This is a genomic window from Methylobacterium sp. WL8 (genome assembly GCF_008040045.1).
GTDB lineage: Bacteria > Pseudomonadota > Alphaproteobacteria > Rhizobiales > Beijerinckiaceae > Methylobacterium > Methylobacterium cerastii.
Genome location: NZ_VRVF01000057.1, coordinates 1 through 12818, shown reverse-complemented (window position 1 = coordinate 12818; position 12818 = coordinate 1). Strand labels below are relative to the sequence as shown.

12 protein-coding genes are annotated in these 12818 nt (G+C 69.8%); 4 read left to right on the top strand and 8 right to left on the bottom strand.

Translation table 11 applies throughout. The annotated features are described in order from the left end of the window. Positions 1-28: 28 nt before the first annotated feature. The 6 genes from FV234_RS18490 to FV234_RS18465 all read right to left on the bottom strand — a co-directional run bounded on the left by FV234_RS18490 (position 29) and on the right by FV234_RS18465 (position 7716). Positions 29-904: an S-methyl-5'-thioadenosine phosphorylase gene (locus tag FV234_RS18490; protein WP_147750559.1), complete on the bottom strand. Its 876-nt coding sequence runs from the start codon at positions 902-904 to the stop codon at positions 29-31. 264 nt (positions 905-1168) lie between these two features. Then, on the bottom strand, positions 1169-2080 hold the full coding sequence (locus FV234_RS18485; protein ID WP_147750558.1) for a cytochrome c1: 912 nt from the start codon (positions 2078-2080) through the stop codon (positions 1169-1171). Positions 2081-2100: 20 nt separating this feature from the next. Continuing rightward, on the bottom strand, positions 2101-3387 hold the full coding sequence (locus FV234_RS18480; RefSeq protein WP_147750557.1) for a cytochrome b N-terminal domain-containing protein: 1287 nt from the start codon (positions 3385-3387) through the stop codon (positions 2101-2103). A gap of 17 nt (positions 3388-3404) precedes the next feature. Then, positions 3405-3977 (bottom strand): ubiquinol-cytochrome c reductase iron-sulfur subunit, encoded by a 573-nt coding sequence (gene petA, locus FV234_RS18475; RefSeq protein ID WP_147750556.1) that lies wholly within the window; start codon positions 3975-3977, stop codon positions 3405-3407. Between the two features lie 249 nt (positions 3978-4226). Further along, complete coding sequence (locus tag FV234_RS18470; protein WP_147750555.1) at positions 4227-5636, bottom strand: MATE family efflux transporter; 1410 nt, start codon at positions 5634-5636, stop codon at positions 4227-4229. Between the two features lie 196 nt (positions 5637-5832). Further along, positions 5833-7716 carry an ABC transporter ATP-binding protein gene (locus FV234_RS18465; RefSeq protein ID WP_147761898.1) on the bottom strand — a complete coding sequence of 628 codons (1884 nt, stop codon included), beginning with the start codon at positions 7714-7716 and terminating at the stop codon, positions 5833-5835. 175 nt (positions 7717-7891) lie between these two features. Here FV234_RS18465 and FV234_RS18460 point away from each other — a divergent pair, with 175 nt between their 5' ends. Together FV234_RS18460 and FV234_RS18455 are read left to right on the top strand one after the other, a co-directional pair. Then, positions 7892-8389 (top strand): tRNA (cytidine(34)-2'-O)-methyltransferase, encoded by a 498-nt coding sequence (locus FV234_RS18460; protein WP_147750579.1) that lies wholly within the window; start codon positions 7892-7894, stop codon positions 8387-8389. Between the two features lie 231 nt (positions 8390-8620). Then, positions 8621-9478 (top strand): manganese catalase family protein, encoded by an 858-nt coding sequence (locus tag FV234_RS18455; protein WP_147750554.1) that lies wholly within the window; start codon positions 8621-8623, stop codon positions 9476-9478. 44 nt (positions 9479-9522) lie between these two features. Here FV234_RS18455 and FV234_RS18450 read toward each other — a convergent pair whose 3' ends face one another. Both FV234_RS18450 and FV234_RS18445 read right to left on the bottom strand, forming a co-directional pair. After that, positions 9523-9927, bottom strand: coding sequence for a carboxymuconolactone decarboxylase family protein (locus tag FV234_RS18450; protein ID WP_147750553.1), 405 nt, complete (start codon positions 9925-9927; stop codon positions 9523-9525). Next, positions 9860-10288, bottom strand: coding sequence for a MerR family transcriptional regulator (locus tag FV234_RS18445; protein ID WP_147750552.1), 429 nt, complete (start codon positions 10286-10288; stop codon positions 9860-9862). The genes FV234_RS18450 and FV234_RS18445 overlap by 68 nt, the downstream gene beginning before the upstream one ends. 148 nt (positions 10289-10436) lie before the next feature. On the opposite strand from FV234_RS18445, the gene hemF reads away from it, so the two are divergent. After that, positions 10437-11366 carry an oxygen-dependent coproporphyrinogen oxidase gene (gene hemF / locus FV234_RS18440; RefSeq protein WP_147750551.1) on the top strand — a complete coding sequence of 310 codons (930 nt, stop codon included), beginning with the start codon at positions 10437-10439 and terminating at the stop codon, positions 11364-11366. A 74-nt stretch (positions 11367-11440) separates the two neighbouring features. After that, a complete protein-coding gene (locus tag FV234_RS18435) occupies positions 11441-12568 on the top strand; it encodes an ATP-dependent RecD-like DNA helicase (protein ID WP_147750578.1) in 1128 nt (375 codons plus the stop codon). Positions 12569-12818 lie beyond the last annotated feature (250 nt).

Here is a 12818-nt window from a genome sequence, read left to right as displayed (position 1 = left end):
GGAAGCCGTCGCCGGGGAAAGGGGCTGCTCAACCGTTGAGCACGCGCCCCGCCACCGCGTCGAGCTTGGCCAGCAGCTCCGGGTCGCGGTGGGACGGCGCCGTCATGATCGCGCCGTCGAGCGCCCGGTGCGAGCCCGCTGGGCAATCCTCGCGGGTCGCGGGCAGGTCGCGGGCGAGCCGCGCCACGAGGCGGGCGGCCTTGTCGGCGTTGGCCCGCGCCACTGCGACGACGGCGGCCACGTCGACCGCGTCGTGGCCCGGATGCCAGCAGTCGAAATCGGTGACCATCGCGATGGTGGCGTAGGTGATCTCGGCCTCGCGGGCGAGCTTGGCCTCGGGCATGTTGGTCATGCCGATCACGTCGAACCCTTGCGCCTTGTAGCTCTTCGATTCGGCGAGCGAGGAGAATTGCGGCCCCTCCATGCAGACGTAGGTGCCGCCGCGGTGCACCGCGATCCCCTCGGCCTCGGCCGCGTTCGCGATCCGCTTCTGCAGGTTCGGGCCGACCGGGTGGGCGAGCGAGACGTGGGCGACGCAGCCGTTGCCGAAGAACGAAGACGGACGCCCCACCGTCCGGTCCACGAACTGATCGACGAGCACGAACAGGCCCGGATGCAGCTCGTTGCGGAACGAGCCGCAGGCCGACAGCGAGACGAGGTCGGTGACGCCGGCCCGCTTCATCGCGTCGATGTTGGCGCGGTAGTCGATGCCGGTGGGCGAGAGCCGGTGCCCGCGCCCGTGCCGGGCCAGGAACACCACTTTGGTGTCGCCGACGTGCCCGATCCGCAGGGCGTCGGACGGCTCGCCCCAGGGCGAGGCGACCCGCTCCTCGCGCACGTCCTCGAGCCCCGGCAGGTCGTAGACCCCGGACCCGCCCATCACACCGAGCACCGCTGCCGTCATGTCGTTCGTCCGTTGAGACTGGTGGGGTACGGGATCCGCGACGGAGCTCTCTCTGCCAAGGAGAGAGGGTTGGGGTGAGGGCCGTGATCTCTCCGGAAAGCTCACGCCCCTCATCCTGTCCTTCTCCCCCTGGGAGAAGGGACCCGCGCAGGTCTCGGCGAGGTCGAGATCTCCGCGACCCGCTATCACGATCCGCGTGCGGCGCAAAAACGCGAACGGGCCCCGCGAGGGACCCGTTCGGTCGTCCGTGGATCGATCGCGCGATCAGCCCGCCTTGTGCAGCTCGGGCTGGAGGCCGTGGACCTCGCCGCCGACGTCGGCCCAGACGCGCTTCTTGACGTAGTAGAGCAGGCCCGAGAGCAGGATCAGGAACAGGATCACCCGCAGGCCGAGCGCCTTGCGCGCCATCATGTGCGGCTCCGCGGCCCAGGCCATGAAGGCCGCGACGTCCCGGGTGTACTGGTCGACCGTCTCCGGCACGACCGGCTGGCCGGCCTCGTTCTTGGCGTAGGTGACCTGCCCGTCGCTGATCGGGTTCGGCATCGCGATCAGGTGGCCGGGATAGTACTTGTTGTAGTGCACCCCGTCCGGCACCTCGGTGCCCTTCGGGGGCTCCTCGTAGCCGTTCAGCACCGCGTGGATGTAGTCCACGCCCTGCTCGGAATAGCCCACGAAGGGGAGCGCATCGGTGATGAACCACGGGAAGCCGCGCTCGAAGGTGCGGGCCTTGGCGAGCACCGAGAAGTCCGGCGGCGCCTTGCCGCCGTTGGCCGCGGCGGCCGCCTGGTCGTTCGGGAAGGGCGGCGGGAACTTGTCGGCCGGGCGGCCGGGCCGCTCGAACATCTCGCCCGCGTCGTTGGGGCCGTCCTTGACCTGGTAGGTCGCGGCCAGCGCCTTGACCTGGCTCTCCGAGAAGTCGGGGCCGCCCTCCTCCGCGAGGTTGCGGAAGTCCACGAGCTTCATCGAGTGGCAGGCGGAACAGACCTCCTTGTAGACCTGGAAGCCGCGCTGGAGCTGGGCCTGGTCGAACCGGCCGAACACGCCGGCGTAGCTCCACTTCAGGCGGGGCGGCTGGTTGCCGCCGTGGGCGTCCTCGGCGGAGGCCGCCGAGGAGCCCAGCGGGGCGCCGAGGGAAAGCGCCAGCAGGGAGGCGGCGAGAAGGCTCGAGAGTTTCATCGTCGGTTCCGGTCCTGCCCTCAGCCCTTGGTGGTCGGCGCCGCGGCGGCGCCCGCCGGCATCCCCGACCCGCTCACCTGCTTGCCCGGCCCGGTGACGCTCTCCAGGATCGATCCGGGCAGCGCCTTCGGGGTCTCGATCAGGCCGACGATCGGCATGACGAGAAGGAAGTGGGCGAAGTAGTAGAAGGTGCAGATCTGCGAGGCGATGACGTAGCCGCCCTCCGGCGGCTTGGCGCCGAGCCAGCCGAGGATGACCGTGACCGCGAGGAACAGCCAGAAGAACTGGCGATAGATCGGGCGGTAGTTGCACGAGCGCACCCGCGACGTGTCGAGCCAGGGCGCGAGCGCCAGGATCAGCACCGCCGAGAACATCAGGATGACGCCGCCGAGCTTCGAGGGCACCGCGCGCAGGATCGCGTAGAACGGCAGGAAGTACCATTCGGGCACGATGTGGGCCGGGGTCACGGCGGGGTTGGCCGGGACGTAGTTGTCGGCGTGGCCGAGGTAGTTCGGCTGGTAGAAGATGAACCACGCGAACAGGATCATGAACACCACCACGGCGAACACGTCCTTGATCGTGGCGTAGGGGGTGAAGGGCACCGCGTCCTTCGAGGACTTGATCGGGATGCCGGTCGGGTTGTTCTGGCCGGTGACGTGCAGCGCCCAGACGTGGAGCACCACGACGCCGACGATCATCCATGGCAGCAGGTAGTGCAGCGAGAAGAAGCGGTTGATCGTCGGGTTGCCGACCGAATAGCCGCCCCAGAGCAGGCTCTGGATGGTGTCGCCGACCACGGGGATCGCGGCGAGGATGTTGGTGATGACGGTGGCGCCCCAGAAGCTCATCTGGCCCCACGGCAGGGTGTAGCCGAGGAAGGCGGTGGCCATCATCAGGAGATAGATGATCACGCCGAGGATGTAGAGCACCTCGCGCGGGGCCTTGTACGACCCGTAATACAGCGCCCGGAAGATGTGCACGTAGACGGCGACGAAGAACATCGAAGCGCCGTTGGCGTGTGCGTAGCGCAGCAGCCAGCCGTAGTTCACATCGCGCATGATGTGCTCGACGGAGTTGAACGCCTGGGTCGCCGAGGGCTCGTAATGCATGGCGAGCCAGACGCCGGTGACGATCTGGATGCCGAGGAACGCCATCAGGATGGCGCCGAAGGTCCAGAAGTAGTTCAGGTTGCGCGGCACCGGGAAGGCGACGAACGAGGAATGCACCAGCCCGACGATGGGCAGGCGCGCCTCGAACCACTTCGCGACGCGGCTCTTGGGGACGTAGGCGTTGGCGTGAGCGCTCATGGGATGTCCCTCGTGTCTCAGGCCGCGGCCTTGGCTTCCTCGCCGATGCGGATCTTCGCGTCGGTCTGGAAGGAGTAGGGCGGGATCGGAAGGTTGATCGGGGCGGGGCCGCGGCGGACACGGCCGACGGCGTCGAACTGCGAGCCGTGGCAGGGGCAGGCCCAGCCCTCGAAGTTGCCCTGGTGGCCGATCGGCACGCAGCCGAGGTGGGTGCAGTTGCCGTAGACCACGAGCCACTGGTCGTGGCCCTTCTTGACCCGCGCGCCGAAGGGGGCCGGATCGGAAAGCTGGCCCTCTGGAATCGCCTTCATGTCCGTCACCTCTTTCTCGGTGAGCTTGCGGACGAAGATCAGCTTGCCGCGCCAGAACACGTTGACGATCTGGCCGTCGGTGATCGGGGTCAGGTCCACGTCGATCGGCGCGCCGGCGGCGATGGTCGCGGCGTCCGGTGCCATCGAGGCGACGAAGGGCCATGCGACGGCGCCGACGCCGACCGCGAGGCCTGCGCCCGTGGCTAGGAACATGAAGTCGCGGCGGGTTCCGTCCGGGGCGGCTGTGCCGGTGGACGCGGCGGCGGAGGTGTTCGCCAAGGTCGTCAATCTCCCAGTGTGCCGTCGCCCGGTGTCGTGGCGTCGGGCGGGTCGGTGGAGCGCTCCCGAGCGGATGGAATTCCGGGCACGCCCGACGCGTCGGGCCGCCCGCGCAGGGTGGACCAGAGCATCATCGTTCTAATCTGTGCAATGCGACCGCACGTCGCCCGAAGTCAAGCCAAGCTGCGCGGTAGGGCGACACGGAGCGGCGTTCCTCGCGACACGGATCGGCCTTCCTATCGTGTCGTCCTACCGCGCCGGCGGTAGGGCGGTCAGCCGGCGCCAGCGCGCGGTGAGCAGAACCGCCACCACGAACAGGCCGGCGCAGAAGCCGAGCCAGATCCCGTAGCCCTGCAGCCCCGCGCCCCAGGCCAGCGCCGCGCCGGCAGGCACGCCGACGCCCCAGTAGCCGCCGACGGCGATCCACATCGGCACCTTCGTGTCCTGCAGGCCGCGCAGCATGCCGAGGGCGACCGACTGCACCCCGTCGGCTACGGCGAACATGGCCGCGAAGCCGAGGAAGCCCACCGCGTAGGGCATCACCGACGCGTTGGCGGGTGCGTCGACGTCGAGGAACAGCCCGATCAGCAGGCGCGGCGCGCCGAGTTGGAGGCTGGCGCAGACCAGCATGAAGCCGAAGCCGAGTCCCAGCGCGACGCGGCCGGCGAGCCGCACTCCGGCGCGGTCGTGCGCACCGTGCCGCAGGCCGATGCGCACGGTGGCGCCCTGCGCGACCCCGTTCGGGACCATGAAGCAGAGCGCCGCGATCTGGATCGCCACCGCGTGCGCGGCGAGCTGCGCCGCGCCGAACAGGCCCATGCCGAGCACCGCCGCCTCGAACAGCCCGGCCTCGGCCAGGCCTGTTCCCGCCATCGGCAGGCCGAGGCGGAACAGGGCGGAGAGCCGCGCCGCATCGAAGCGCCAGACCCGATGGAGCAGCCGGTACTGTCGCAGGCCGCGGTCGCGTAGGATCACCGCGACGAGCACGAGGAGCGTGAAGGACGCCGCGCAGGTGGTGGCGATGCCGACCCCGACCAAGCCCATGCCGAGGCGCCCGGGCCCCTCGAAGGCGAGCCAGATCCCGAGGCCGACGTTGACCGGTAACGCCAACAGGCTGGCGGCCAGCGGCCAGTTCGGGCGTTCCAGCGCCGCGAAGGCGCCGCGCATGACCATGAACAGCAGAGCCGGCCACATCGCCCATTGCAGCGCCCGCATGTAGCGGCCGGCGGCCTCGGCCAGCGCCGGCGGCTCGCCGATCGCTTCGAGCAACGCCTGCGTGTGCCACAGGCCGAGCATCAGCGGGATCGCGACGAGGGTCGCGGCCCAGAAGCCGGCGCGCACGATGCGGCGCACGGCGTCCGAATCGGTGCGGTCGCGCCCGAGCGCCTCCGCGATCAGAGGCGCCACCGCCGAGGTCAGGCCGATGCCGCAGATGAACAGGATGAAGTACAGGCTGGTGGCGAGCGTCGCCGCGGCGAGCTCGGAGGCTCCGAGTCGCCCGAGCATCACCGTGTCGGCGGTGATCAGCCCGTGTTGGGCGAGATTGGTAAAGACGAGGGGGGCGGCGAGCGCGAGCGTCGCGCGCAGCTCCGTGATCCAGGGCCGGCGAAACGGGGGCCGTCCCTCAACGGCGGACGCCGCGAGGCCGAATGCCGGCATGTCTTGGTCTCTCGATTTGGACGTTGCTCAGAGCCGACCTTCCCTCCCCCCTCTGCGGGGGAGGGTGGCCCGCGAAGCGGGTCGGGAGAGGGGAGCACCGTATCCGGAGAGGTTGGTTCCCCTCTCCCGACCCTCGCTCACGCGAGGCCCACCCTCCCCCGCCGCGGGGGAGGGAAGCGCGCGTGATCGACGAGACCTACCCCGGCAACGCGTCGGAAATCTGACGGGCCTCGGGTTTGGGCGCCCGGTCGGGCAGGAAGCCGCCCGATTGCCGCTCCCACAGGCGGGCGTAGAGACCGCCCTGGCCGATCAGCTCGGCATGCGTCCCTTCCTCCACGATGCGGCCCTCGTCGATGACCACGAGGCGGTCGAGCGCCGCGATGGTCGAGAGCCGGTGGGCGATGGCGAGCACGGTCTTGCCCTGCATCAGGGTGTCGAGGCTCTCCTGGATCGCCGCCTCGACCTCGGAATCCAGCGCCGACGTCGCCTCGTCGAGGATCAGCACGGGAGCGTCCTTGAGGATCACCCGGGCGATGGCGATGCGCTGGCGCTGGCCGCCCGAGAGCTTCACCCCACGCTCGCCGACCTGGGCGTCGTAGCCGCGCCGGCCCTTGTGATCGACGAGGTCGTGGATGAAGGCGTCGGCATGCGCCAGCTCGGCGGCGCGGGCGACCGCGTCCATGGTCGCGTCGGGGCGGCCGTAGGCGATGTTGTCGCGGATCGAGCGGTGCAGCAACGAGGTGTCCTGGCTGACCATGGCGATGGCGCCGCGCAGCGAATCCTGCGTGACGCGCGCGATGTCCTGGCCGTCGACGGTGATGCGGCCGCTCTCGACGTCGTGCAGGCGCAGCAAGAGCGAGGTGATCGTGGTCTTGCCCGCGCCGCTGACGCCGACGAGGCCGACCTTCTCGCCGGCCCGGATGTGGAGCGACAGGTTCTCGATCACGTTGGCGTCGCCACGCCCGTAATGGAAGCCGACGTTCTCGAAGCGGATGTCGCCGCCCGCGACCTTCAGCACGGCGGCGTCGGGCGCATCGACGAGCCCGTGCGGACGGCTGATCGTCTGCATGCTCTCCTGGATCACGCCGACGTTCTCGAACACGCCGCGCACGGTTTGCATGACCCAGCCCGACATCGCGAGCAGGCGCAGCACCAGGGCGAGGCCGGCGGCGGCCTCCCCCGTCGTCATGCCGCCGCGCTGCCACAGCACGAGGCACAGGCTGCCGGTGGCCAGCAGCAGGGCGCTGTTGAGGATGCCGAGCAGGGTCGTCGTCAGCGTCACCAGCCGGAACTGGTGCAGGTAGGTCCGAGTGTTGCTGTCGATCGCCTCGCGCACGGCGGCGCGCTCCTCGCGGTCGCGGGCGAAGAGCTTGACGGTGAGGATGTTGGTGTAGCTGTCGACCACGCGGCCGACCAGCGCCGAGCGGGTCTCGGCGGTGCGGTGCGACCGTTCTCGGGCGCGGGGCACGAACCACGCCGTCAGCGCGGCGTAGGCCGCGATCCAGACGACGACCGGTAGGGCCAGCCACACCGAGATCGACGAGAACAGCCCGACCGCGGTGATCGCGTAGATCGCCACGTAGAGCAAGGTGTCGATGAACACGACCGCGATCTCGCGCACCGCCGGGCCGACCTGCACGATGCGGTTGGCAAGGCGGCCGGCGAAGTCGCCCTGGAAGTACGAGAGCGAGTGGCCGAGGGTATAAAGGTGGGTGCGCCAGCGGACCTGGTTGGTGGTCTGCGGCACGATGAGCTGGTTCGAGGCGACCTCGTGCAGCCAGATCGTGATCGGGCGCACGACCACGAGGAACAGGGCGGCGAGCGCCAGCCCGAGCCCGTGCTCCTGCAGCAGGGTCGTGCGGTCGGCGCCGTTCATCAGGTCGATGAACCAGCGCATCAGCAGGTAGAGCGAGGCCTCGACCGTGCCCGCCACCACAGCGATGACGAACAGGGCGGCGAGGGCGGCCCGCATCGGCCGCAGGTAGAACGCGGCGAAGCCCAGCACGGTGCTGGGCGGCATCCGCTCCGCGTCGAAGGGCGCGAACGGGTCGATGCGGCGCTCGAGCCAGTCGAGGAACATGGTTTTGCGGGTGCTTTGCGTCGGGGAGGCGTGATCCTCATGTAAGCGCGCCGCGGTCCCGGCCAAGCGGGAGGCGATGCCGCAGCGCGTCGGGGCTGCCATGCGCGGGCGCCGGTCGGCCAGCCTCGCCGAGGCGGATTGGTCGGCGGGGCCGGAGCGGATATCCCCTTTGGCCATGCTCCGCCTCGCGCTCTACCAGCCCGACATCCCACAGAACACCGGCACGCTGCTGCGCATGGCGGCCTGCCTCGGGCTCGCCGTCGAGATCATCGAGCCGGCGGGCTTCGACGTGTCCGACCGGCACCTGCGCCGCTCGGGGCTGGACTACCTCGACCACGTCGCGATCACCCGGCACCGCTCCTGGGCGGCGTTCTCGGCGTGGCGCGTGCAGGAGGGCATCCGCCTGGTGCTCGCCACCACCGCGGGCGCCTTGCCCTACACGGACTTCGCCTTCCGCGACGGCGACTGCGTCCTGATGGGGCGCGAATCGGCCGGCGTCCCCGGGGCGGTCCACGCGGCGGCCGACGCGCGGGTGGTGGTGCCGATCCGAGAGGGCATGCGCTCGCTCAACGTCGCCGTGGCCGCGGCGATGATCTGCGGCGAGGCGATCCGGCAAGGAGCCGGGCAAGGGACCGCGCAAGGGGTCGTCCTAAGGGCTGGTCTCACGCCCTGAACCGCACGCGATGCCCGCCGCACCTCCAGAGGGCGAACGGTCTCCTGCGGCCCGCGCAGGCAGGTGAAGCAGGCGAGAGACGCGGGGCGGCGGAGGATATTTCTGCCGTGACGGCGTGAACCGATTCAGAAAACCAAGGTTTCAGGGGGTAAGACGAGCGAACTTCGCGTCGAGAGGCGCGGGATCATCTTTGCTTGTCGTTCACTCAACTTTCCACGAAGGAAATAACATATGTTCTATGTCGACAAGCGGCTCCAGTATCCTGTCAAGGTCGAGAGCCCGGACCCGGTCTACGCGCGCATGCTGCAGCAGGCCATCGGCGGCATCGAGGGCGAGATCCGCGTCTGCATGCAGTACTTCTTCCAGGCGTGGGGCTCCCGCGGGCCGACGACGAAGTATCGGGACATGCTCCTCAACACGGCGACCGAGGAGATGGGCCATATCGAGATGCTGGCGACCGCCGTCGCGATGAACCTCGAGAACGCGCCGACCAAGCTTCAGGAAGCGGGCGTCGCCGACAAGGTGGTCGGCGCCGTCATGGGCGGAGAGAACCCGCGCCACGTGGTCGAGGGCATGCTGCACCGGCACCTACTCTCGACCGGCATGGCCGCCTTCCCGGCTAATTGCGAGGGCGTGCCCTTCGACATGAGCCACGTCTACGCGAGCGGGAACCTCGCTGCCGACATGTACTGCAACGTCGCCGCCGAGACGACGGGGCGGGTGCTCGCGGTCCGGCTGTCGAACGCGACCAACGATCCCGGCATGAAGGACATGTGGAGCTTCCTCATCGCACGCGACACGATGCACCAGCAGCAATGGCTCGCGGTGATCGAGGAGCTGGGGGGCTACGAGGGCTCGCTGCCGATCCCGAACAGCTTCCCGCAGAGCGAGGAGCACCAGAAGTACAATTACAGCTTCTTCGCCACCGGCGTCGAAGGCTCCCCGGCCCCCGAGGGGCGCTGGACCAGCGGCCCGTCGCTCGACGGCAAGGGCGTCTACAACGTCGTCCAGAACGCGCCGATGGGCCAGGAGCCGGTGCTCGGCCCGGCACGCCCCGACAGCGGCGCCCAGAGCCAGCAGATCGGCTGATCGCGAACCCCACCGCATCCGGTGGTCGCGGCGCGCGGTCGGCTTCAGGCCGTCGCGCGCGCCGCGAAGACCTCCTTGGCGGCGAACAGGCCGTTGAGGGCGGCCGGGAAGCCGGCATAGACCGCCATCTGCATGATGGTCTCGACGATCTCGTCGCGAGACAGGCCGACGTTCAGCCCCGCCGCGATGTGCACCTTCAGTTGCGGGGCGGCGTTGCCCAGCGTGGTCAGCGCCGCGATCGTGGCGATCTCGCGCGACCGCAGGTCGAGGCCGGGGCGGCTGTATATGTCGCCGAACGGGAACTCGATCAGGTAGCGGGCGAAGTCCGGCGCGATGTCGGCGAGCGCCGCCACCACGTGCTCCCCGCCCTTCCCGTCGATCTCAGCGAGCGCGCGGGCGCCGCGCGCGTAGCGGCTTTCCGTCGTCGGGTTCTGCTGGTCCGTCGTCATCGTTCATCCCTTCGGTGGTGTCGGCATAGCCGGCGATCTTCGTGTCCAGGACCGTCAGGGCCTCCCGCAACGCGGCGACGTGCGCGCGGACCTGCACGCGATGCCGTTCGAGCAGCAGCCTGCGGTCCGGGGCCGTCGCCGGTCTGGCCTGCCGCAGGGCCGCGTATTCGAGCATCGTCCGGATCGGCATGCCGGTGGTCTTGAGGCGGTCGAGGAAGCCGATCCAGGTCAGGATCGACGCGTCGTAGTCCCGATGCCCGGAGGCATCGCGGCCAACGAACGGCAGCAGCCCGATCCGCTCGTAGTAGCGGATGGTGTGGCCCGTCAGCCGAGAGCGTCGCGCGAGTTCGCCGATCCGCATGCACCCCGTGCTCCTGGGACCCTTTGGCCCTCGGCACGATGTTCTGGAGGCTACGACTTCGAGCGTGCTCGAAGTCAAGCGAGGGGTGCGGCCCGGTTTCGCCGTCGGTGAATTGACGGCGGGTGAGCGGAATGGGACATCCGCCTCCATGACGATGCCGGACACACCCGCCCTCCCCCGTCTGCCCGAGGCCGACATCACGGCGCTCAAGGCCGAGGCGACCGCGTGGTTCACGACGCTGCGCGACCGCATCGTCGCCGCGCTCGAAACGCTGGAGGCCGACGCGAGCGGCCCCTTCCACCCGGACGCGCCGGACGCTGCGCAGACCTTCAAGAAGACCCCCTGGGAGCGCACCGACCACACCGGCCTCCCGGGCGGCGGCGGCACCATGGCGATGCTGCACGGCCGGGTGTTCGAGAAGGCAGGCGTCCACGTCTCGGCGGTCCACGGCGAGTTCGCGCCGGAATTCCGCGCGCAGATGCCGGGGGCCGCCGAGGACCCGCGCTTCTTCGCCACCGGCATCTCGCTGATCGCGCATCCGTGGAACCCGAACGTGCCGACGGTGCACATGAACACCCGCTTCGTGGTGACCACGAAGACGTGGTTCGGCGGCGGCGCCGACCTCACCCCCGTGCTGGAGCGCCGGCGCACGCAGGACGACCCCGACACGCAGCACTTCCACTCCTGCCTCAAGGCGGCGTGCGATGCCCACGCTCCTGCTGCGGATTACGACAGGTACAAGCGGTGGTGCGAGGAGTACTTCTACCTGCCGCACCGCAAGGAGCCCCGCGGCGTCGGCGGGATCTTCTACGACTACCACTGGACCGGCGACCCGCAGGCCGACCTCGCCTACACCCGCGACGTCGGCGGCGCCTTCCTCGCGGCCTATCCCGAGATCGTCCGGCGCAACGTCGCGACGCCGTGGACCGAGGAGGACCGGCTGGAGCAGCAGGTGCGGCGCGGGCGCTACGTCGAGTTCAACCTGCTGCACGACCGCGGCACGATCTTCGGCCTGAAGACCGGCGGGAACGTCGCCTCGATCCTGTCCTCGCTGCCGCCCACCGTGCGCTGGCCGTGAGCGACGACCGCGCCGAGGACGCGCACAAGCACAAGCCCTTGCACGAGGACCTATCCAACCACTTGCCCGACCACTTGCCCAACCACTCGCACACGCCCAAGCACTTCGCCCCGCAGCAGGACGCGGCGCTGAAGGCCATCGCGGCCTGGCGCAAGGACAAGGGCGCCGCCCAGGTCTTCCGGCTGTTCGGCTACGCCGGCACCGGCAAGACCACGCTCGCCCGCCGCATCGCCGACGACGTCGAGGGCTCCGTCGTGTTCGGCGCCTTCACCGGCAAGGCGGCCTCGGTGATGCGGCAGAAGGGCTGCGCGGACGCCGCGACGATCCACTCGCTGATCTACCGCACCAAGGAGACGGAAGAGGGCGGCCCCGCCTTCTCCCTCAACCGCGCCGGGCCGGCGGCCAAGGCCGACCTCATCGTCATCGACGAGTGCTCGATGGTCGACTCCGACCTCGGCCACGACCTGCTGTCGTTCGACAAGCCGGTGCTGGTGCTCGGCGACCCGGCCCAGCTCCCGCCGGTGCGCGGCGGCGGCTTCTTCACCGAGGCCGAGCCCGACGTGATGCTCACCGAGGTCCACCGCCAGGCCAAGGACGACCCGATCGTCCGCATGGCGATGACGGTGCGCGAGGGCGGCCGACTCGAGCTCGGCGCGTACGGCGCCAGCCGCGTGGTCTCGCGCCGGTCGATCGACCCGACCCAGGTGCTCGATTGCGACCAGGTGCTGGTGGGCATGAACAAGACCCGCCGGCTCTACAACGGGCGGCTGCGGGAGCTCGCCGGCCACGTCGACCCGATGCCGGCGGTGGGCGAGAAGCTGGTCTGCCTGCGCAACGACCGCACCAAGGGCCTGCTCAACGGCTCGACCTGGACCGTGCAGGCCCTGCGCGCCCCGCCCCGCCCCGACACGATCCGCCTCGACGTGGTGCCCGAGGACGACGGGGGCACGCGCAAGCGCGCCGTCGACATCAAGGTTTTACGCGCCGTGATCTCCGGGTCCGAGGAGGAGATCCCGGCGTTCCTGCGCCGCGAGACCGACGAGTTCACCTACGGCTACGCGCTCACCGTGCACAAAGCGCAAGGCTCGCAGTGGGACAAGGTGGTGCTGTTCGACGAATCGTTCGCCTTCCGCGAGCACCGGGCACGGTGGCTCTACACCGGCCTGACGCGGGCGGCGCAGGCGATCACGGTGGTGGTGTAGGGGCAGGGTGTCCGATGCCGGGTAAGCGGCCCCGACCCTGTCATTCCGCGGCGCCGACGGCGAGCTCGGAATCCAGAGCTGCCGTTGGCTGATAGTGTCTCAGTTTGAAACCGAACTTTTTTTCTAGGACGGCAGAATTGGCTGTTGGGCCTGTTGTTCGAGGGCGGTGAGGTAGGCGTCGGGATCGCGGCGGAAGCGGGTTCGTGCGGTCCGCGCCTGCCTGCGGATGTCGAGGGATCGGCGCAGGGCC

Bases quoted from the DNA above. Each gene is read 5' to 3' on its own strand.
- FV234_RS18460 (WP_147750579.1), top strand. From the start codon at position 7,892: ATGCTCCGCCTCGCGCTCTACCAGCCCGACATCCCACAGAACACCGGC.
- FV234_RS18450 (WP_147750553.1), bottom strand. From the start codon at position 9,927: ATGACGACGGACCAGCAGAACCCGACGACGGAAAGCCGCTACGCGCGC.
- FV234_RS18480 (WP_147750557.1), bottom strand. From the start codon at position 3,387: ATGAGCGCTCACGCCAACGCCTACGTCCCCAAGAGCCGCGTCGCGAAG.
- FV234_RS18455 (WP_147750554.1), top strand. From the start codon at position 8,621: ATGTTCTATGTCGACAAGCGGCTCCAGTATCCTGTCAAGGTCGAGAGC.
- FV234_RS18445 (WP_147750552.1), bottom strand. From the start codon at position 10,288: ATGCGGATCGGCGAACTCGCGCGACGCTCTCGGCTGACGGGCCACACC.
- FV234_RS18490 (WP_147750559.1), bottom strand. From the start codon at position 904: ATGACGGCAGCGGTGCTCGGTGTGATGGGCGGGTCCGGGGTCTACGAC.
- FV234_RS18470 (WP_147750555.1), bottom strand. From the start codon at position 5,636: ATGCCGGCATTCGGCCTCGCGGCGTCCGCCGTTGAGGGACGGCCCCCG.
- FV234_RS18485 (WP_147750558.1), bottom strand. From the start codon at position 2,080: ATGAAACTCTCGAGCCTTCTCGCCGCCTCCCTGCTGGCGCTTTCCCTC.
- hemF (WP_147750551.1), top strand. From the start codon at position 10,437: ATGACGATGCCGGACACACCCGCCCTCCCCCGTCTGCCCGAGGCCGAC.
- FV234_RS18465 (WP_147761898.1), bottom strand. From the start codon at position 7,716: ATGTTCCTCGACTGGCTCGAGCGCCGCATCGACCCGTTCGCGCCCTTC.